This is a genomic window from Nonomuraea longicatena, from assembly GCF_039525605.1.
GTDB lineage: Bacteria > Actinomycetota > Actinomycetes > Streptosporangiales > Streptosporangiaceae > Nonomuraea > Nonomuraea longicatena.
In genome coordinates, this window is the sequence record NZ_BAAAHQ010000025.1 from 1 (window position 1) to 19,579 (window position 19,579).

14 protein-coding genes are annotated in these 19,579 nt (G+C 72.7%); 4 read left to right on the forward strand and 10 right to left on the reverse strand.

Annotation, left to right across the window (positions count from 1 at the left end; all coding sequences use genetic code 11):
• The 6 genes from ABD120_RS24270 to ABD120_RS24295 form a co-directional block, all read right to left on the reverse strand.
• Positions 1-1,366 (reverse strand): diaminobutyrate--2-oxoglutarate transaminase (locus ABD120_RS24270; RefSeq protein WP_343952325.1); only part of this gene is annotated, 1,366 nt, incomplete at its 3' end.
• Between the two features lie 78 nt (positions 1,367-1,444).
• Positions 1,445-2,626, reverse strand: coding sequence for an alanine racemase (locus ABD120_RS24275; RefSeq protein ID WP_343952326.1), 1,182 nt, complete (start codon positions 2,624-2,626; stop codon positions 1,445-1,447).
• A 259-nt stretch (positions 2,627-2,885) separates the two neighbouring features.
• Entirely contained in the window at positions 2,886-4,163 is a 1,278-nt protein-coding gene (locus ABD120_RS24280) for an AAA family ATPase (protein WP_343952327.1), read from the reverse strand.
• Positions 4,160-5,587: a hypothetical protein gene (locus ABD120_RS24285; protein ID WP_343952328.1), complete on the reverse strand. Its 1,428-nt coding sequence runs from the start codon at positions 5,585-5,587 to the stop codon at positions 4,160-4,162. Before ABD120_RS24285 ends, ABD120_RS24280 begins: the two co-directional genes overlap by 4 nt.
• Positions 5,584-6,684, reverse strand: coding sequence for a hypothetical protein (locus ABD120_RS24290; protein WP_343952330.1), 1,101 nt, complete (start codon positions 6,682-6,684; stop codon positions 5,584-5,586). The genes ABD120_RS24285 and ABD120_RS24290 overlap by 4 nt, the downstream gene beginning before the upstream one ends.
• The gene (locus ABD120_RS24295) at positions 6,681-7,472 is read right to left on the reverse strand and encodes a hypothetical protein (protein WP_343952331.1); all 792 of its coding nucleotides are present in this window, start codon (positions 7,470-7,472) and stop codon (positions 6,681-6,683) included. Before ABD120_RS24295 ends, ABD120_RS24290 begins: the two co-directional genes overlap by 4 nt.
• 356 nt (positions 7,473-7,828) lie before the next feature.
• Here ABD120_RS24295 and ABD120_RS24300 point away from each other — a divergent pair, with 356 nt between their 5' ends.
• The 3 genes from ABD120_RS24300 to ABD120_RS24310 are packed head-to-tail and all read left to right on the forward strand — an operon-like array spanning position 7,829 to position 11,210.
• Positions 7,829-8,155: a hypothetical protein gene (locus ABD120_RS24300; protein ID WP_343952332.1), complete on the forward strand. Its 327-nt coding sequence runs from the start codon at positions 7,829-7,831 to the stop codon at positions 8,153-8,155.
• Complete coding sequence (locus tag ABD120_RS24305; RefSeq protein WP_343952333.1) at positions 8,152-10,281, forward strand: carbon starvation CstA family protein; 2,130 nt, start codon at positions 8,152-8,154, stop codon at positions 10,279-10,281. Before ABD120_RS24300 ends, ABD120_RS24305 begins: the two co-directional genes overlap by 4 nt.
• Positions 10,282-10,316: 35 nt before the next feature.
• Complete coding sequence (locus tag ABD120_RS24310) at positions 10,317-11,210, forward strand: SDR family oxidoreductase (protein ID WP_343952334.1); 894 nt, start codon at positions 10,317-10,319, stop codon at positions 11,208-11,210.
• Positions 11,211-11,227: 17 nt separating this feature from the next.
• Here the strand turns inward: ABD120_RS24310 and ABD120_RS24315 are convergent, their stop codons facing one another.
• Together ABD120_RS24315 and ABD120_RS24320 are read right to left on the reverse strand one after the other, a co-directional pair.
• A complete protein-coding gene (locus ABD120_RS24315; RefSeq protein WP_343952335.1) occupies positions 11,228-12,166 on the reverse strand; it encodes a helix-turn-helix transcriptional regulator in 939 nt (312 codons plus the stop codon).
• Positions 12,167-12,344: 178 nt separating this feature from the next.
• Positions 12,345-13,910, reverse strand: a complete 1,566-nt coding sequence (locus ABD120_RS24320; protein WP_343952336.1) for a CocE/NonD family hydrolase — start codon at positions 13,908-13,910, stop codon at positions 12,345-12,347.
• A gap of 93 nt (positions 13,911-14,003) precedes the next feature.
• Between ABD120_RS24320 and ABD120_RS24325 the strand changes: the two genes are divergently transcribed.
• Positions 14,004-14,762 (forward strand): SGNH/GDSL hydrolase family protein, encoded by a 759-nt coding sequence (locus tag ABD120_RS24325; protein WP_343952337.1) that lies wholly within the window; start codon positions 14,004-14,006, stop codon positions 14,760-14,762.
• 5 nt (positions 14,763-14,767) lie between these two features.
• On the opposite strand, the gene ABD120_RS24330 is transcribed toward ABD120_RS24325, so the two are convergent.
• On the reverse strand, positions 14,768-18,202 hold the full coding sequence (locus tag ABD120_RS24330) for a S8 family serine peptidase (RefSeq protein ID WP_343952338.1): 3,435 nt from the start codon (positions 18,200-18,202) through the stop codon (positions 14,768-14,770).
• A gap of 151 nt (positions 18,203-18,353) precedes the next feature.
• A complete protein-coding gene (locus ABD120_RS24335; RefSeq protein WP_343952339.1) occupies positions 18,354-19,499 on the reverse strand; it encodes an amidohydrolase family protein in 1,146 nt (381 codons plus the stop codon).
• Positions 19,500-19,579 lie beyond the last annotated feature (80 nt).

Sequence of the window (19,579 nt, forward strand, 5' to 3'; positions counted from 1 at the left end):
GGCCGACGGCCGTGGCGGCGGCGACGCCGCCGACGAGCCGGTCGAGGACGGCCTCCGCCTGCTCGTCGGTGATGATCAGCGGCGGCAGCAGGCGCACGGTCGCGTCGTGGCGCCCGCCGAGCTCCACGATCAGCCCCCGGTCCAGGCACGCCGCCCGCACCCGCGACGCCAGCGCGGGCGCGGGGCGGCGGGCGCCGCAGGAGTCCGGCTCGCTCTCGGGGTCGACCAGCTCGACGCCGATCATGAGCCCGCGCCCGCGCACGTCGCCGATCACCGGCAGCTCGGCGCGCAGTTCCTCCAGCCTGGCGGTCATCCGCGCGCCGACCGCCGCCGCGCGCCCGGCCAGTTCCTCGCGTACGGCGTAGCGCAGCGTCGCCGTACCCGCCGCCATGGCGAGGGTGTTGCCGCGGAAGGTCCCGGTGTGCGCGCCCGGCTGCCAGCCGTCGAAGCGCTCGTGGTAGACGACCACGGCCAGGGGCAGGCTGCCGCCGATGGCCTTGGACAGCACCATCGCGTCCGGCATGATCCCGCTGTGGTCGATCGCCCAGAACGCCCCGGTACGGCCCACCCCGGTCTGCACCTCGTCCACGATCATCGGAATGCCGCGTTCGGTGGTGATCCGGCGCATCCTGCGCATCCACGCGTCCGGCGCGGGCACCGCGCCGCCCTCGCCCTGCACCGCCTCCACGATCATCGCGGCGGGCGGCACCACCCCGCCGGACGGGTCGTCGAGCAGCCGCTCGGTGTAGACGGCCGACAGCTCCGCGCCCCGCTGGCCGCCGACGCCGAACGGGCACCGGTAGGAGTACGGGTACGGCAGCCGCGTCACGTCGGCGGCGATGCCGGGCACCGGCTCCTTGACCGCGACGTTGCCGGTCGCGGCCAGCGCCGCCGCCGTCATACCGTGGTAGGCGCCGGTGAAGGCGAGCACGCCGTGCCTGCCGGTGGCGGTCTGCATGAGCTTCAGCGCGGCCTCGACCGCGTCGGTACCGGCCGGGCCGCAGAAGTGCACGCGGGCGCGGTCGGCGAAGGCGGGCGGCAGCGTCGCGAACAGCGCCTCGGTGAACTCGTCCTTCTCCGGCGTCGCGAGGTCGAGCACGTGCAGCGGGGCGCCGCTGTCGACGGTCCGCCGGATGGCCTCCATCACCACCGGGTGGTTGTGGCCGAGGGCGAGCGTGCCCGCGCCGGACAGGCAGTCGAGGTAGCGGCGGCCGTCGGCGCCCTCGACGGTCATGCCCTGCGCGCGTACCGGGACGACGGGGAACGAACGGGCGTAGGTCCGCGCCGAGGACTCCCGGTCGCGTTGCCGTCGCAGGACGGCGGCGGTGCGGGGGGCAGAGTCGAGGTCGGTCGCGTGCAGAGGCATTCAGGCTCCGGGTGTGGCAGAGACGGATGACGGGACGGCCCGGTAGGGCCGGTCGTGCTCGAAAGGTTCCGGTCGTGCTCAGAGGAGATGCCGCCGGGCGACGGGGTGGCCGAGGAAGGAGTGCATGGCGAACTCCCACCCGTAGGACCCCGCGTTGGGGAAGACGACCAGGTCTCCGGCGCGTACCCGGTCGACCCTGACGTCGCGCAGGAGGGTGTCCTCCGGCGTGCACAGCTCGCCCACCACGCTCACCTCGGCGTCCGCCACGCCCGGCCGGGGGCAGCCCGCAGGCCAGCGCTCGACGGGCAGGACGGCGACGTTGTGGACGATGTCCCACGACGTCGGAAGCTGGAAGTGGTTGATACCGCCGCGCAGGATCACGAAGTGCCGTCCGTAGGAGGTCTTCACGTCGGTGACCTCGGCCGCGTACCAGCCGCAGTCGGCGACCAGGTACCTGCCGGGCTCCAGCAGCACCCGTACGCCGGGCGGCGGCTCGGCCCGCGCGGCCAGTTCGCCGAAGCGGGCCACGTCGAAGGGCTTCTCGCCCTCGAACGCGACGCCGATGCCGCCGCCGACGTCGACGTGGCGCAGGTCGAGGCCGTGCGCCCGCGCGGTGCGCACACTCCAGTCGAGGCACCAGCGCAGGTAGGCGGCGTGGGCTTCGGCGTCCAGGTTGCCCGAGGCGGCGTGCACGTGGAAGCCGACCAGGTCGAGGCCGGGCAGCCGGGCGGCGGTGCGCAGCACCTCCGGCACGTCCGGCTCGGCCACGCCGAACTGGGAGGGGACCCCGCCCATGTGCAGGGCGCCGGTGACCGGGATCGCCGTCGGGTTGACCCGCAGCGCCACCCTGGCGGTGACGCCCTCGGCGGTGGCGATCCGGCTGATGCGGTGCAGCTCCAGCGGGCTCTCTGCGTTGATCGCCTCGACCTCGGCCCGGACCAGGGCGGTCAGGACGGGGACGGACTTGGCGGGTCCGGCGGCCACGATCCGGGCCCGCTCGCCGGTGCCGAGCGCGAGGCCGAGTTCGGACACCGAGGCCACCTCGAACCCGTCCACGTGCGGCGCCAGGGCCGCGACGACGCCGGGGAAGGAGTTGGCCTTGACGGCGTAGTAGACCGCCGCCCAGGGAGGCAGCGCCGCCATCAGCTCGCGGGCCCGCTCGGCGGCCACCTCCCCGTCGTACAGGTAGGCGGAGACCGGGGTCTCGTCCCGGGCGAGTTCGAGAAGACGCTCGCGGACGGGGTAGGGGAGGACGTCCACGGGGTAAGTGGAACGTGGCGCAGCGGAGGGCGGAAGCTGGATGGACATGTCTACTTTCCCTGACGCACAGTGAAAAGGGGCATGCCCCCATATTTCTAATTAGGCAAGGCTAACCTAATCTCCAGCTTCACTGGGCGCAAGACATCTCCCGCCGCCAAATTCGTGCACACAGGGCGTCGGGTACCTGAAACCGGTTTTCCGGTGAGGTCTGGCGGGATCCACGGGTTTCGACCGGCCAGGTAGAGCCGGCGGGCAGTGCCTACCCCTCGATGCGGTGTGCCGCCAGATGTTCGAGGACGGCCTGGTTGGCCTCCCAGCCGTCGGGGAACTTCACCGGCGCGCCGAGCTGCACCGGCTCGGCCGACGGGTGCGCGTCCAGCAGTTCGGCGATGCCCGCCCGCGCCACCACCACGCACGCGTGCCGGTGCCTGGAGGCCAGCACGCACAGCCGCCCGGACTCCAGGTGGAAGGCCGTCGCGTCACGCCGCCCCGACAGCGGATGCAGCACGATCGTCACGTCGTACTCGCGCCCCTGCAACCGGTTGGCCGTGTCCACGGTGATCTCGGGCGGCAGCCCCGCGTTCCTGATCGCCGCGACCTGGTCGCGATGCGCCGCCCCGACCGCGATGCGCTCGGCCGTCACCGGCCGTTCGCCCTGCTCGGATCGCGCGAGCGCGCCGCGCTGCAGCAGCCGCGCCGCCAGCCGCGCGACCGCGTCCACGGCCTCGGCGTCGGTGCGGACGGTGTGCCGTTCGGGCAGCTCCAGCAGCGCCCACCCGCTGCGCGCCGCCTCCTCCAGCGCCCGGTCGGCCACCGTCCCGAGCCCCTGCGCCGTCAGCTCCAGCGACCGCTCGCCGGGACCGGTGCCCGAGGTGAACCCGGTGAACGGGTAGAACGCCCGCGACACCACCGGCGCGGCGGAGGCGGGCAGCCGCCACGACACCGGCAGCCGGTGCACCGGCAGGTCCGGATTGTGGCGCAGCAGCACCGACACCGCGCTCTGCAGCGGATCCCACGACAGGCCGGACCAGCGCTCGCCCTCGACCACCGAGAACGGGTCGAGCTGCCCGGGATCGCCCACGAACAGCGCCCGCTCGAACAGCGACGCGATGCGCAGCAGCTTGTCCGAGCGCATCTGGTACGCCTCGTCCACGATCGCCCACGGCCACGTGCGGCCCGAGACCCACGCCCACTTGTCGGAGGTCGCGATGACGATGTCGGGGTCGCCGAGATCCTGGATCCGGGTGCCGACGGTGACGCCGCGCAGGTCGAGCAGGCGGCGCGGCGCGACGTACCCGGCGGCCGACAGGCGGCCCACGGTCAGGCGCGGATGCCTGTCGTTGATCCGGACGACGAGGTCGTCCACCTGCTCGTTGGTCTGCGCCACGATCATCAGCGGCTCACCGGTCCGCGCCAGGTGCGCGGCCGCCCTGACGACGAGCGTGGACTTGCCCGCGCCCGGCGGCGAGTCGACCACGACGCCTCGGTGGTGCGGCAGGTCGGCCAGGACGTTCTGGATGACCTCCTCGGGACTCACTCCCACGCCTCCTTGGCGTCGTCGTCGTCGGGGACGTACTGCTGGGGCGGTCCGCCGTGGGTCCACGGGGTCGCCTCCGGCTCGGGCAACGCGGCCGCGCCCTGGAAGTCGTCGGTGAGCGTCGTGTAGCAGACCCGCTCGCCGGGCTCCGGCACCGAGCCGGGCGCCGGGGTCTTCCCCCTGCCCATCCCCTTGGTGATCTTGATGGTGACCAGCCCGCCGTGTGACTCGACCAGTTCGGCGCCCTGCTGCCTGCGCTGCGGGGTGCCCAGGGCGGCGCCGGGCTGGAGGCGTACGGGGTCGTCGGTCTTGACGACCACGAGCGGGCGCAGCTTGCGCGAGCGGCCCTCGCCTTCGACGTGCCCGGGATCGGTCTCCACCACCTCGCCCGCGAACGCCTCGCCCGACAGCCGGTAGTCGGCCATCACGAGCGGGTCGTCATAGGCGCGCTGCACGTCGTAGCTGGCCTGGGCACGCTCCAGCCGCGACAGCCGGGACGCGGCCGCGACCGCGCCGTCCCGCCTGGCCTGCGGCGGCCCGCCCTCGGCGAGCTGCGCGGCGAAACCGCTGAACGACCCCCGGTCGAACTCCCACCGCTGGGCCACGCCGGCCCCCGGCGCGAGCGCACGCAACCGGTCGAGCGCCTCCCACATCAGCCGCCACGTCGGCTCCAGCTGGGTGCGCAGCACCTCGGCCACCCGCTCCGCCGAACCCGACTCGATCGCCGGGCCGAGCACCTCGGAGTCGAACCCCGGGTCGGTCGCGGGCCCGGAGGGCGGCCACACCAGCGGGTCCTCCGCCGCGTCCGACGGCTCGCCCCGCACCCAGCCCATCAGCGCGGCCAGATTCGCGTCCTCCAGCGCGCTCTGCCCGCTGGCCCAGTGCCGGGCCAGCTCCTCCGTCGCCGCCAGCGCCAGCGACGAGCCCGGATGGGCGGCCCGCTCGGCGAAGTACGTCAGCCAGCGGCCCAGCGCCGGGACCGACGCGGGCACCGGGTAGGGCCCGTCGGCGCGGCGGAAACGCGTCGAGCGGCCCATGAGCGCGGTGAACGCGATCCCGCCCCGGTTGGGCAGCAGCAGTTGCGGCGCGTCCAGCGCCCGCTCGTACGGATCGGCGTTCTTGCGCTCGACCGGCTCGCTGTCCTCCAGGAACCCCTCCGCGTACGGCAGCAGCACCTCCGCCAGCTCGGCGGCGAACGCGAAACGCAGGTCGCGGTTGCGCGGCTGCGTCACCACCAGCAGCCGGGGCGCGTGCCTGTCGGTGCCCAGCATCACCGCCAGCGGGGCGGCGGCCTCACCGGCCAGCTTCAGCGGGACGAACACCATCGGCCGCTCGGACAGGTGGCAGTGCCGTACGGTCGCGATCGGCTGCGCCCGGCCCTCGCGCAGCGCGCGCAGCTTGGCCAGCGAGGCGATCAGGCTCATGCGAGGCAGTCCTGGCGCAGCAGCTCGGCCGTACGGAGCACGCGGGCGATCTCCTCCTGCCCGTCGGCGGGCGACCGGGTGCCGTCGGCCAGGCCCAGCGCCTCCTCGACGCCCGCGACGCCGCCGAGGGCGTCGCGCACCTCCCGGCCCAGCAGGTCGGAGGCGCCCTCCTGGCGGGCCTCGTCGCGGCAGAAGAAGCACAGGTCACAGGTGGACAGGCAGTCGGGCGCGTACCTGGCCTCGACCCGGCGCAGCGCGTCCGCGAGGTCGGCCGCCGGACGGCCGGGCAGCCCGTCCTCGCCCGGCATCAGGTCGAAGGTCAGCTCCTCCGGCAGCCCGCCGAGCAGCCGGTCGAGCGAGGTCATCCGGGCGAGCTGGCGGCGCAGCACCGCCAGCTGCCTGCGCACGTCCACCAGGGTGGCGACCGGGCGGTTGGCGAAGTTCTCCGGGCACACCAGCACGACCTCGTCGGCCACCACGCCCGGGTCGTGGCCGAGGCCCGCCAGCATCAGGCGCAGCGCGTGCACGTACACCGCCGCCTGCCGGGCCGCCGCCGCCACCGCCGCCGGGTCGGCCTGCCCGTCGACCACCGCGAACGACTTGATCTCCACGATGTGGAAGCGCCCGCCGAGCTGGAAGGTCACCACGTCCGGTTCCAGGTAGGCGGTGTGCCCGGCGATCTCCAGCGTGAGCAGCGGGTGGTCGTACAGGGTGCCCGCGTCCTGCTCGCCGCGCGCCGCGCGGTCGAGCAGCGCCCTGGTGTGCGTGTGGCGCAGGTGCGCGCCGACGTTCTCGACGTCGTGGTAGGCGACCTCGGCCACCGGCAGCTCCAGCAGCTCGCGGAGCATCCGCAGCAGTTCGGCGCAGCCGTCGGCCTTCACCAGCGACTCGAACTGGTTGCCCCGGGTGATCGCGAACGGCGACTGCCCGAACGGCGCGGGGAAACCCAGGTGCCGCGCGGCCGCGTCCTTGTCCACCCCGGCGCCGTCCATCAGGGCACGCCGCGCGCACCCGGGGTTGGCGGCCAGCGCCGCGATCGCCCTGGCGTCGTGCGGCTTCGGCGGTGTGGTGCCGCGCAGCGCGTCGATGCGTCTCACGCCGTGATCCCCTTCTTACCGACCGTGCTCAGGTTAGTGGCGCCGAACAGCCGTGCCGGGTCATCCAACTGCTCCCTGGCGCGTCGCGCCAGCTCGGCGCGGTGCAGCGTGTCGCGTTCGGCGTGGACGGCGAGTTCGGCGGCGGCCAGTTCCGCCACCCGGGCCGGATCGACGTCCCTGCCGAGTTCGACGAGTTCGCCGCCCGGGATGTTGCGTCCCATCCGCGCCAGCAGACGCAGCGCCTCCTGGGACGGCTCGGCGGCGCCCGCCACCCGCGCCGCGACCGCGCGGGCGCAGGTGAGGAAGTCCACCCGGGGGCTGAGCGGGCCGACCATCCGCCGCTCCAGCGGCCACCCGCTCTGCGCGAGCAGGCCACGGGCGGGGGAGAGGCGGTCGGTCAGCGCCGCGCACAGGTAGTAGGGGCGGCCGTACGGCGCCGCGCGGAACGAGCGTTCCTCGTCCCTGCGGATGCTGGTCAGCTGCGCGCTGCGCAGGCCGCCCGCGAAGAACGCCTCGCTGACGGCCACGACCAGGCGTGGCTGGGCGGGGGCGCCGAGCACGTCGAGCGCCTGGTGCACCCGTTCGCGTACGGTCACCACCCCGGCGGCCCGCCGCCTCGGCCGGTCCTCGGAGGGGGCGGTGACCAGGCTGTCCCAGGCGTGCTCGGCGGCCCGCAGATCGGCCCGCAGACTGCGGGCGGCGGCCCCGTCCCTGGCGCGTACGGCTCGGCGGACCCCGGCACGGAGCTCGGCGATGCGGCTCTCAAGCGCGTCCAGCCGATCACTCATGGCGCAGAGAGTAGCAGGAGTTCCAGTATTTCCCAGTAAATACGTTCAAACCCATCAGTGCCGTGGGTGTCAGATCTCGGGAGCGCCCCGCCCGTGGGCATCGGATTCCGAAGGCCGCGCCCTTCGGCGAGTTCTGAAGGCCACGCCCCTCAGCGAGGCGGCCGATGGGGCACCGGCCCGCCGTCCGTCCCGTGCGCGGCCGCAGCGGGTGCGGGTGCGGCGAGCGGGGCCGTGCGCATGCCATGACAAGGGAGTTACGGTCTGTCATATCAAGTGTGAAACATTGCTCTATATGTCCTTCACGGCGGTTGCGCGGAGGATTACTTTCGGAGGCACCTGACCGCCGGGAGGCGCGGATGTCCCCGATCACCCTCTCTCACTCCGCACGTGAGGCGCTGCGCGCCGACGAGGTCGTGTACTTCGACTGGCACGTCACCGGCCTGTGCTGCGCCGACGCGGGGGAGTTCTCCGTGCGGCCGCTGCGCCGGGCCCGCCTGCCCAGGCGAGCCCGCCCGCTCGGCGATCTGGTCTACGCCCATCCCACCGCCTGGGTGCACCTCGCCGAGCTCCCGGTCACGGTCGACTGCCGTCCGCTGGGCCGCTGGCGGCGCTTCAGGAGCGACCTGCCGCCGGATGCCGGACTGCGCCACTGCCTGGGCCTACCTCTGGGAGGAAACCGGTGAAGCTGCGTTCCATCGTCATCTGGACGCTGGTCGCCCTGGTCGGCGCCGCCGGCTGGGCGGTGCTCGCCCTGTCCAGAGGCGAGAACGTCAACGCCGTCTGGCTGCTTGCAGCAGCGCTCGGCTCGTACGCCATCGCCTACCGCTTCTACGCCCGCTTCATCGTCCGCAAGGTGCTGCGCGCCGACGACCGCCGGGCCACGCCCGCCGAGCGGCTCGACAACGGACTCGACTACCAGCCCACCGACCGGCGCATCCTGTTCGGTCACCACTTCGCCGCCATCGCGGGTGCCGGGCCGCTCGTCGGGCCGGTGCTCGCCGCCCAGATGGGCTACCTGCCGGGCACGATCTGGATCGTCGCCGGCGTCATCTTCGCCGGCGCCGTCCAGGACATGGTGATCCTGTTCTTCTCCATGCGGCGCAACGGCCGGAGCCTCGGGCAGATGGCCCGCGACGAGATCGGCCCGGTCGGCGGCATCGCCGCGCTGCTCGCCGTGTTCGTCATCATGATCATCCTGCTGGCGGTGCTGGCGCTGGTCGTCGTCGGCGCGCTCGCGAAGTCCCCCTGGGGCGTCTTCTCGATCGCGATGACCATCCCGATCGCCCTGTTCATGGGCTTCTACCTGCGGACACTACGGCCAGGCCGGGTCGTCGAGACCACCGTCATCGGGGTCGGCCTGCTGCTCCTCGCGATCGTCGCGGGCGGCTGGGTGCAGGAGTCGAGCTGGGCGAGCGTCTTCACGCTCACCCCGTCGGCGCTGGCGCTGTGCCTGATCGGCTACGGCTTCGTCGCCGCCGTGCTGCCGGTGTGGATGCTGCTGGCCCCCCGCGACTACCTGTCCACCTTCATGAAGATCGGCACCATCGGGCTGATGGCGATCGGCGTCATCGTGACGATGCCGGTCATGCAGAACCAGGCGTTCACCGACTTCGCCTTCAACGGCAAGGGGCCGGTCTTCGCCGGGTCGCTGTTCCCGTTCGTCTTCATCATCATCGCCTGCGGCGCGCTGTCCGGCTTCCACGCGCTGATCTCCTCGGGCACCACGCCCAAGATGATCCAGAAGGAGTCGCAGGTACGGCTGGTCGGCTACGGCTCCATGCTCATGGAGTCGTTCGTCGCCGTCATGGCGATCATCGCCGCCTCGATCCTCAGCCCCGGCCTGTACTTCGCGATGAACTCGCCCGCGGGAGTGGTCGGCGCCACCGTCCAGACGGCCTCGGAGGCGGTCACCAACCTGGGCTTCGTCATCACCCCCGAGCAACTGCAGTCGGCGGCGGCGGCCGTACAGGAGAACACGCTGATCGCCCGCACCGGCGGCGCGCCCACGCTCGCGGTCGGCATCTCGGAGATCTTCTCCGGCTTTCTCGGCGGCGACGCGCTCAAGGCGTTCTGGTACCACTTCGCGATCATGTTCGAGGCGCTGTTCATCCTCACCACCGTCGACGCGGGCACCCGCGTGGGCCGCTTCATGCTGCAGGACACGCTCGGCAACCTCTGGAAGCCGATCGGCCGGGTGAGCTGGTGGCCCGGCGTGCTGCTGTCCAGCGGCGTGGTCGTCGCCGCCTGGGGCTACTTCCTCTACCAGGGCGTCAACGACCCGCTCGGCGGCATCAACCAGCTCTTCCCGCTGTTCGGCATCGCCAACCAGTTGCTCGCGGCCGTCGCGCTCACGGTGGCGACCACGCTGCTGATCAAGAGCGGGCGACTGAAATGGGCCTGGGTGACCGGGATCCCGCTGGCCTGGGACGTGGCCGTCACCCTCACCGCCAGCTACCAGAAGGTCTTCTCCAGCGACCCGGTGCTCGGCTTCTTCGCCCAGCGCGACCGCTTCCAGAGCGCACTGGACGAGGGCAGGCTGCTGGCCCCGGCCAAGACCGTCGGCGAGATGCGGCAGATCGTGGTCAACTCGACCGTGACCGGCGTGCTGGCCGCGCTGTTCGCCCTGCTGGTCATCATCGTGATCGTGGACGCGCTCCGGGTGTGGATCTCGGCCATCCGCACCTCGGAACCGCTGCCCGACACCGAGGCGCCGTTCGTGGAGTCCAAGCTCGTGGCCCCGTCCGGGCTGGTCGCGACCAGGGCGGAGCGCGAGCAGATGGCCGCCGCGCGTTCGTCGGCCGAAACATGACATAGGTTGTCGGGATTCGCTGCGACGGTGGATCCATGATCGCTTTGGTGGCGGGAGCCACGCGCGGAACAGGCAGAGGTATCGCCGTCCAACTCGGCGCGGCGGGCGCGACCGTGTACTGCACCGGCAGGAGCACACGCGCCGGCCGCTCCGAGATGGACCGGCCCGAGACCATCGAGGAGACCGCCGAACTGGTGACGGCGGCAGGGGGAAAGGGCGTTCCCGTCCAGGTCGACCACCTGGAGCCGGAACAGGTGAAGGCGCTCGTCGAACGGATCGACAGGGAGCAGGGGCGGCTCGACGTCCTGGTCAACGACGTGTGGGGCGGCGACCACCTCTTCGAGTGGGACGTGCCCGTCTGGAAGCACGACCTCGCCAACGGGCTGCGGCTGCTACGGCTGGCGATCGACACCCACATCGTCACCAGCCACCACGCGCTGCCGCTGCTGGTGCGCAACCCCGGCGGGCTCGTGGTGGAGGTGACCGACGGCACCACGGAGTACAACGACGACCACTACCGGCTCTCGCTCTTCTACGATCAGGCCAAGACCGCCGTCAACCGGCTGGCCTACGCGCTCTCGCACGAACTGCGCGACTTCGGCTGCGCGGCCGTGGCGCTCACCCCCGGCTTCCTCCGCTCGGAGGCGATGCTGGAGCACTTCGGCGTCACCGAGGAGACCTGGCGCGAGCACATCCCGAAGGACCCCCACTGGGCCGTGTCCGAGACCCCCGCCTACGCAGGGCGGGCCGTCGTCGCACTGGCGCGCGACCCCGACCGGATGCGCTGGAGCGGGCGGTCGCTGGACAGCGGACGGCTGGCGCGCGAGTACGGCTTCACCGACGTCGACGGCAGCCGCCCGGACGTGTGGCGGTACATCGCGGAGGTGAGCGAGGGCGGTAGGCAGGCGGACCCCGGGGAGTACCGCTGACCTCGGCGGGCCGCCCGTCAGCCGTACACGCGGTGCATGCGGCGGGCGGCCTCGCGTACCAGTTCGCGTAGTTCGGGCGGGTCCAGCACCTCGGCCTCCGGCCCGAAGCGCAGCATCTGCGCGAAGGCCACCTCGACCGACTCCACGGCCAGTACGGCGGTGCCGTCCGGCCGCAGCGAGGCGAGCGCGTCGTCGAGCGCGGCCGGGTCGGCGATGTGGCGCAGCATCCGCTGCCCCGCGGAGGTCAGCCGCAGTGTCACCGTCGTCCGCAGCAGCGAGCGGGCGAAGCGGGCCGACTGCTCCCGCCAGTACGCCGCCAGGTCGAAGCCTGGGTCGCGCTCGAAGCGCTCACCCCGCGCCTCGGCCGCCGCCACCCGGTCGACGCGGAAGGTCAGGAACGCCTCCGTACGGGCGACGAGATACCAGACGCCCGCCTTGAGGACGAGCCCGTACGGGTCGAGGACCCGCTCGCGCCCCTTGTACGTCATGGCCGCCCGCAGATCGTTCCACACGGCCCGGGCCAGCGGCGCCAGCGCGGGCGGCGGCGGCACCTCGCCCGCGAACCAGCCGGGCGCGTCGAGGTGGAAGCGCTGCGCCGCCGAGGCGGGCGCGTCACGCAGGCCGGGCGCCAGCGCGGCCGCGGCCTTCAGCCGCGCGCTCGCGGCCACCCCTTGCAGCCCCATCTCCCGCAGCGCGCCGGGCACTCCTGACAGGAACAGCGCCTCGGCCTCGGCCCGGTCGAGGCCGGTCAGCCGGGTACGGTAGCCCGGAAGCAGGCGGTAGCCGCCGTGCCTGCCCCGGTCGGCGTACACCGGCACCCCTGCCTCGGCCAGCGCGAGCACGTCGCGGTGGACGGTGCGCTCGGACACCTCCAGTTCGGCGGCGAGTTCGGCCGCGGTCATGCCGCCGCGCGCCTGCAGCAGCAGGAGCAGGGACATCAACCGGGCGGCGCGCACCCTTCCGACTCTAGGCCCGCTGCAGCGGCTCGCGAACCAGGGCGGGGCGTCCTCTTCCACCAGCCGTGGCATCCGCTCCGGCACCGCCTCGGCGGGATCGGCGACGGAGGCTCATCGGCGATGGCCGCACCCACAGCTCTCGCCGAGAATTCGCAAGTGCTCACCTTCTGCCGATATTTCAGGACACTGTGGGCAGGTGTACGGCCGACGGGTACTCAGGGGAGTGGAAGACCTCGACGTCGGCGGGCACCAGCGGGCCGTTGCCCGTGAGCGGCAGCGCCGTACCGGGGTTGCGGGCGATCGTCGGGTACGCGCCCGCCGCCACGTGCACCCGGATCCGGTGCCCGCGCCGGAACCGGTGCGCCACCGGCCACAGCTCCACCTCCACCCGCCGCACCCCGCCGGAGGCGTCGGACACCCGCCGCACCCCCTCGCAGACGTTCAGCGAACGACCCGCCGGATCCACGTCGCACACCCGCACCACCACGTCCGTGTACGGCGTGCTGGAACGCACGAACACCGTCGCCGAGACCGGCCCGATCACCTCCGTGTGCGCCCGCATCGGCCGCGAGGTGTACACCAGCACGTCCCGGCGCGCCTCCAGCCGCCGCTGGTCGCGCGGCCGCGAGTCGGCCAGCAGCACCGGCCCGCCCAGCACCGGCGTCGGATGGGCCGGGTGGTAGCGGAACCCGTCGGGCTCGGACGGCGGCGGCGCCCCCTCGCCCAGGTTGTAGCCGGGCTGCAGGAACCACGTCCGCGTCCGCGCCCCCGGCACCGGCCAGTCCGGGTACCCGCGCCACTCGCCCGCCCCCGTCACGTACAGCCGCACCGGGTCGGCGCGCAGCCCCGAGCGCTCGCCCAGCAGATGGGCCCGGAACCACGCGGTCGCCTCCGCCATCGCCACCGGCCCGTGCCGCACGTCCAGGTGGAACCAGGGCCCGACCGTGAGGTACGGCCGCCGCCCCGCCCGCCGCATCGTCAGGTAGTCCTGCAACTGCCACGGCAGGAACACGTCGTACCAGCCGCCCAGCATCGTCACCTCCGCGCCCACGTCGGCCACGTCGGCGGAGAAGTCGCGCCGCGACCAGTACGGCGCCGCCGGGTCGGCGTGGTGGGAGAGCAGATCCTGGTAGAAGCCGAGCGCATGCCCGGAGGAGACCCGGTCCAGTTCCTTCGGCGCGCGCCCGGACAGCACCGCCCTGCGGGTCTGCCGCTGCGCGGTCAGCAGCGCCGGGCCCTTGAACGGCCGTGACAGCGCGTCGGTCAGCGTCGTCCAGCTCAGCGTCGACTCCAGCGCGAACGCCCCGCCCACGTAGGCCGCGTCCCGGAACTGCGAGGCGGTGATCTGCGTCGCCATCGCCACCAGCTCCGGCCCCGCGTACGGCGCGACCGCCCACTGCGTGAAACCCAGGTAGGAGGGCCCGAACATGGCGAAGCGCCCCGGATACCACGGTTGGCGGCGCATCCACGCGATCGTGGCCAGGCCGTCGTCGTGCTCGTCGCCGAGCGGGTCGAGCCGCCCGCCCGAGCCGAACCCGCCCCGGCAGCTCTGGATCAGCACCTGGAAGCCCCGGCGGGCGAAGCCTCTGCCGTACATCCAGCCGAACGGCCCGCGCCGCCCGTAGGGCGAGCGCATGAGGATCACCGGCGCTCCCGACCCCTGCGCAGGGCTGTAGAGGTCGGCCAGTAGATCGACGCCGCCCGGCATCGGAACGACCAGGTCCCGTTGGATTCGCACCCGCATAACTCCAACGGTTAACAGATCATGACCTTCGTCGACAAGTCGAGTGATATTACGGTCGCGTAGGGACACCGGGAGTTGGCAAACTATCCGGTCATGGGACGAATCTCTTCATACGTCGCCCTGGGGGACAGCTTCACCGAAGGGCTGGAAGACCCGGCCGACCACGGCTTCAGAGGCTGGGCCGACCGGCTGGCCGAGCACATCGAGGCCGGGCAGCCCGGCTTGCGCTACGCCAACCTCGCCGTACGCGGCCGGCTCATGGACGAGGTCCTGGCCGAACAGGTGCCGCAGGCCGTCGCCATGCGGCCCGACCTGGTCTCCCTCTGCGCCGGCGGCAACGACATCCTGCGGCCGGGCAGCGGCCCCGCCCAGGTCGCCCGCAGCCTCGAACAGGGCGTCAGACGGCTGCGCGAGGCGGGCGCCCAGGTGATGCTCTTCACCGGCTTCGACCTCAGGCAGGTCCCCGTCATGCGCATGGCGCACCACAAGATCGAGATCTACAACCTGCACATCCACGACATCGCCCGCCGCCACGACGCCCACCTCGTGGACCTGTGGCCCATGCGGGTGCTGCGCGACCTGCGCGCCTGGAACCCCGACCGGCTGCACCTCAACTCCGACGGCCACCGCCGCGTCGCCCTCGCCGCGGCCGAGACCCTCGGCCTGCCCGTCGCCGAGGACTGGCGGCAGCCGTACCCGGACCGCCGCCCGCCCATGTGGACCGACGCCCGCTACGAGGACCTGCGCTGGGCCAAGAACCACCTGTACCCGTGGATCAGCAGGCGGCTGCACGGCCGCTCCTCCGGCGACGGTGTCAGCCCCAAACGACCGGGGCTGACACCGCTGCGCTGAAGGGCCTACTTGTCCGGCCGCTCGGAGATCCGGATCGCGTTCACGATCGTGTCACCCGTGCGCTTGGCCAGACGCACGTTCAGCTGACCGTCGGTCACCTTGACGGTGTACTGCTTGTCCACCGCCGTGAACGTGCCCGCCTCCAGGGCCAGGTCGAGCGCCGGTACGGCCAGCTGGCCCTCGATGATCACATCGAAGACCCGCCGCCCGAACCCGGTCGAGCGCGTGTCGGCGAAGCCCAGCTCCACCGTGTACGTGCCGTTCGGCACCGCGTCGAAGCGGTACTCCAGCGCGTCCTCCCTGGCCGAGCGGTACAACGACTGCTCTGCCGTGCCCGCGATCGTCCTGGTGGTCGCGTGCGTGCGGTTGCGGTTGGCGATCCAGCCGTGGCCGCCCGCCCGGTACTTCTGGTCGGCCGCCCATGCGTCGCCCTGCGTGTCCACCGACGACTTCGAGCCGCCCGCGTCCAGCGCCACCTGGTGCTTGGGCACCGCCACCGTCACCGCGATCTCCAGCACCGGCTGCCGGCCGCTGTTGGAGCGCACGGTCAGCTTGCCCGTGCGGGCCGTGCCCGCCTGCACGCCCTGGCTGTTCGCCGTGATCTTCACGCTCACCCGCTGACCCCGCGCGAGGTCGCCCGCCGCCGGCGTCGCGGTGATCCAGTCGGCGTCGCCGGTCAGCGTGTACGCCGCGGCGGAACCCAGGTTCGTCAGCTCGACCGTCCGCGAGCGCGTCGCGCCCGTCGGCAGCACGATCGCGACCTCGCCGGTCGAGGCGCTCACCGCGCCGGTGATCAGTGAGGTGCTCGCCGAGGTCAGCGCGCCCGGCGTGAGCGTCACCTGCTGCGTGAAGGTGCCGTAGTGCTCCTTCGAGACCTCCATCGCGTAGTCGCCCGCCAGCACCTGGCCGTAGAAGGTGCCGTCGGCCGTCGTCGTGAACACCGCCGCGTCGCCGATCTTCACGGTGGCGCCCGCGATCGGGCGGTTGTCGTTGGCGTCGGAGACCGTACCGGTGACCAGGCCGTGCCGCGTCGCCGCGAACGTCAGCGACTGGCCCTCGGCCAGCGCGGGCTCGTCGTTCGAGTACTGCAGCGCGTCGTCGCCGCGCGCGTTCTCCACGCCGACCGTCGCACTCGTGCCCTGGTCGCGGGCGCTGTCGACGTCGCGGTAGCGGTAGGACACCGAGCCGTCCTCGCCCAGCACCATCGCGAACGAGATCCGCTGGCCGGCCTCGGAGTAGAACGTCACGTTCCGCCACTCGATCACGAACGACCGGCGCGGCGCCGTGCCCGTCGTCGCCGTGTACACGCCCGCCTCCTCGTCCACCAGCAGGTCGTCCCAGTAGGCGAAGGCCGCGTTGTTCGGCGCCGCGCTGTTCGGCAGCCTGCCGTTGGTCGCCGCCGTCACCCGGTCCGCCGCGAACGAGACGTACCCGTTCGTGGTCACCCACGCCCGTGCCTGCGGCGTGCCGTAGAACGGGAACGCGAACGGCAACTGCACCTGCTCCGCCTCGTCGTCGCCGGTCAGCGCCAGCCGCGTGGTGCCGCTCGCGTACGGCAGCGTCCCGCTGGAGCAGCTGTAACCGAAGCTGTCCGTGCGCAGCGGCAGGTCCACGTCCTTGACCTGGTCGCCGCTCACCGTCAGGCTCAGCGACGCCGCCGACGCGCATCGCGAGCGCGGCGTCACCTCCAGCGTGTACTGACCGTTCGGCAGCGTCATCGAGTACCGCCCGTCGGCGCCCGTCACGGCCCGCACCGGGGTGCCCGACGCGGTGATCGCCGCGCCCGCCTCCGGCGTGCCCGCCGTCGTCACCGTGCCGGTCACCGTCCCCATGGGCTGCCGGGTCAGCGTCAGGTCGGCGGTGGCCGTCTGCCCGGCCGTCACCGTGAGGCTCGCCGTCGCCGTGTCGTAGCCGTAGCGGGCGGCCCGCACCTCGTACGTGCCGGGCAGCAGCCTCGGCACCGCGAAGGCGCCGTCGGCGCCCGCGAACACGGTACGGCGCAGCGGCCCCGTCAGCGTCAGCTCCGCGTGCTCGACCGGCTGGCCGCCCGAGGTCACCCGGCCGCCTGCCGCGCCCAGTCCGTCGCGCGGCGCGGCCCGCACCGCCGCCAGGGCGTCCAGGCGCCCCTCGCCCCACACGTTGTTGTCGGCCGCCGTGCCGCCGCAACTCGTGTCCGCCACGTCGATCGCGGTGCCGTCCAGGAGCGGCCGCGTGGCCGCGATGTCGCCCTCCAGGCTCGGCGCCGCCGACCACAGCAGCGCCACCGTGGCCGCCACGTGCGGGCTGGCCATCGAGGTGCCGGTGAAGCTGGCGTAGCCGCCGGGCACCGACGAGCGCACGTTCACGCCGGGCGCCGAGAGGTTCGGCTTGATCTCGCCGTTCTCGCCCGTGCCCTTGCTGGAGCGGTTGTACAGCGCGTTGTTGATGTCGAATCCGCCGGTGCTGTAGCTGATCTGGTACTGACCCGGCGAGCCGCTGGTGTTGCAGCCCGGCCCCTCGTTGCCGTTGGAGAACATCGGGAAGATCCCGGCCGCGATCCACGACTCGACGATCGTCTTGTACCAGGGGTCGAATCCGCGCCCGCCCCACGAGTTGTTGACGACGTCCGGAGCCAGGTCGGGGCGCGGGTTGCGGCCGTTCACGTCCGTCGGAGCCGCGATCCACTCACCCGCCCTGATCAGCGACAGCTCGGAGCAGGAGTTGGTCTCGCACCCCTTGGCCGCGATCCACCTGGCGCCCGGCGCCACGCCGATGCCGTTCGCGCCGACCATCGTGCCCATCACGTGCGTGCCGTGGCCGTTGTTGTCGCACGGCGCCGCGCTCGGGCAGATCCGCGCCGGATCGAACCAGTTGTAGTCGTGGCTGAGACCGCCGTCGGGGGCCCGCCCCCGGTACTGCGCCGAGATGTCCGGATGGGTGAGGTCGGCGCCGGTGTCGATGTGGCCGACGACGATGCCTTCGCCCCGGCTGCCCAGCTCCTCCCAGACCCTAGGGGCGCCGACCCGGTCCACGTTCCACTCGACGGCCGCCGTCCGTGCCTCCGCCGTGCCCTTCTCCGGCGTGGGCAGCGTGTACGTGCGCACCGGTAGCAGGGAGTCCACCTCGGGCAGCGCCGCGATCTCCTTCGCGAGCTTGCCGCCCGTGGTGACCTGGACCGCGTTGACGATCCAGAACGGCGTGAACTCCGCCCGCTGCGAGGTCAGCAGTTTGCGCAGGTTCGCCTGCGAGGAGTCGGCGTGCTCGGTCTTGGCCCGGAAGACCTCGGCCGCCTTCGTCTCCTTCGAGGTGGCCCTGCGGGCCCCGGCCAGCGACGCCTCGGTCTTCAGCCGTACCCAGAAGGTGGCCTTGTCGTCGCCCTTCAGGTCGGTCAGCACCGCCTGGTCGATCTTCTCGGGCACGGGCGCCGCCTGCGCCACGCCCGTGGGGACGAGCAGGCTCAACGCCGTGATGACACCGACCAGTAACGGCCGGCGACGATGGGGAGTGTGTAACACACGCGCTCCTAGTGATCTTTACAGCCTTGTGGAGAGCGTGATTCGACACAGTCAGGTTGGCAAGAGTGAATCTGGTAATGAGATTTCCGGGCGGCTGTCAGAGCCGGTAGACGCGCCGCGCGTTGCCCGAGCCGATCATATGGGCCACCCGCGCCGCGTCTGAGGCCGTCCACTCGCCCGCCTCCAGCCGCTCCCGCAGCGCGAAGCCCAGCGAGAGCCGGAAGTACACCGAGCCCAGATGACAGGTCTCCGCGACGCCGTAGCAGTCGGAGGAGAACAACTGCTTGTGGAACGGCACCAGCTCCAGCAGCTCCGACATCACCCGCGACGACCCCGCCGCCGTGTACGTCAGCGCCAGCCCCACGTCCACGTACACGTGCGGGAACACCGCCGCCAGATAGGCCGCCTGCCGGTGGAACGGGTAACAGTGCAGCAGGATCACCGGCACCCCGATCGGCTGCAAGGCCCGGATCAGCCCCGTCATCCGCGCCGGATCGACCCGGTGCAGGTCGAGGTCGGTGTCGCCGAAACCGGTGTGGAACTGCAGCGGCAGCCCCCGCTCGCGCACCGCGTCGACGGCCGTCCACAGCAGGTGGCGCAGCAGCACCGGGTCGCGCAGCCGCTCCCTGCGCTCGGCGAGGCGGCGCCCGGCCGCCGCGATCACCGCGCCCCTGCTCGGCCGCGCCGGATCGAAGTCGAGCCCGCACCGGTAACCGATGATCGTCTTCAGCCCCACCGCCCGCGCCGCCCGCGCGGCCAGTTCCTCCGCCAGGCCGGCGACGTACTCGACGGCCGTGCCCGCGATCTCGGCGACGTCCTGCTCGATCTGCTCGATCCTGACGACCTCGTCGGCCGCCGCCCCGCCGTGCCTGCCCATCTCCGCCGCCGACAGCAGCTCCGGCTCCTCCAGGCCGGTGTCGACGAGGAACGCCACGATCCCGGCCGCCTCCAGCAGCCGCCGGTTGACCTCGGCAGCCCCCAGCTCCGAGCGCCGCGCCAGATAGACCGCGGCGGGCGCGTGCGCCTCCAGGCCGAGCACCGGCGCGCACCAGCGGCGGATCGCCGCCCCGACGGGCGTGTCGAAGTGGGTCGTGCCGGGCGGCGCCGGCGCGCTGCCCTCCGTGATCAGCAACTCGAAGGCCGCCCGGCCCAGGTCCTCGCGGCTCACCCCGTGGCAGTGATGATCGACGAGCGGCGCCAGCAGCGCCTCGCGCACCGAGTCTGGCAGGTCTACGGGGAGCATGCGGGCGAGCCTAGTTGCCCCACCGCCCCTCGCGTGGCGCCTTTTCCACATCACCGGCCGGGACCAGGGGGACGGCACCG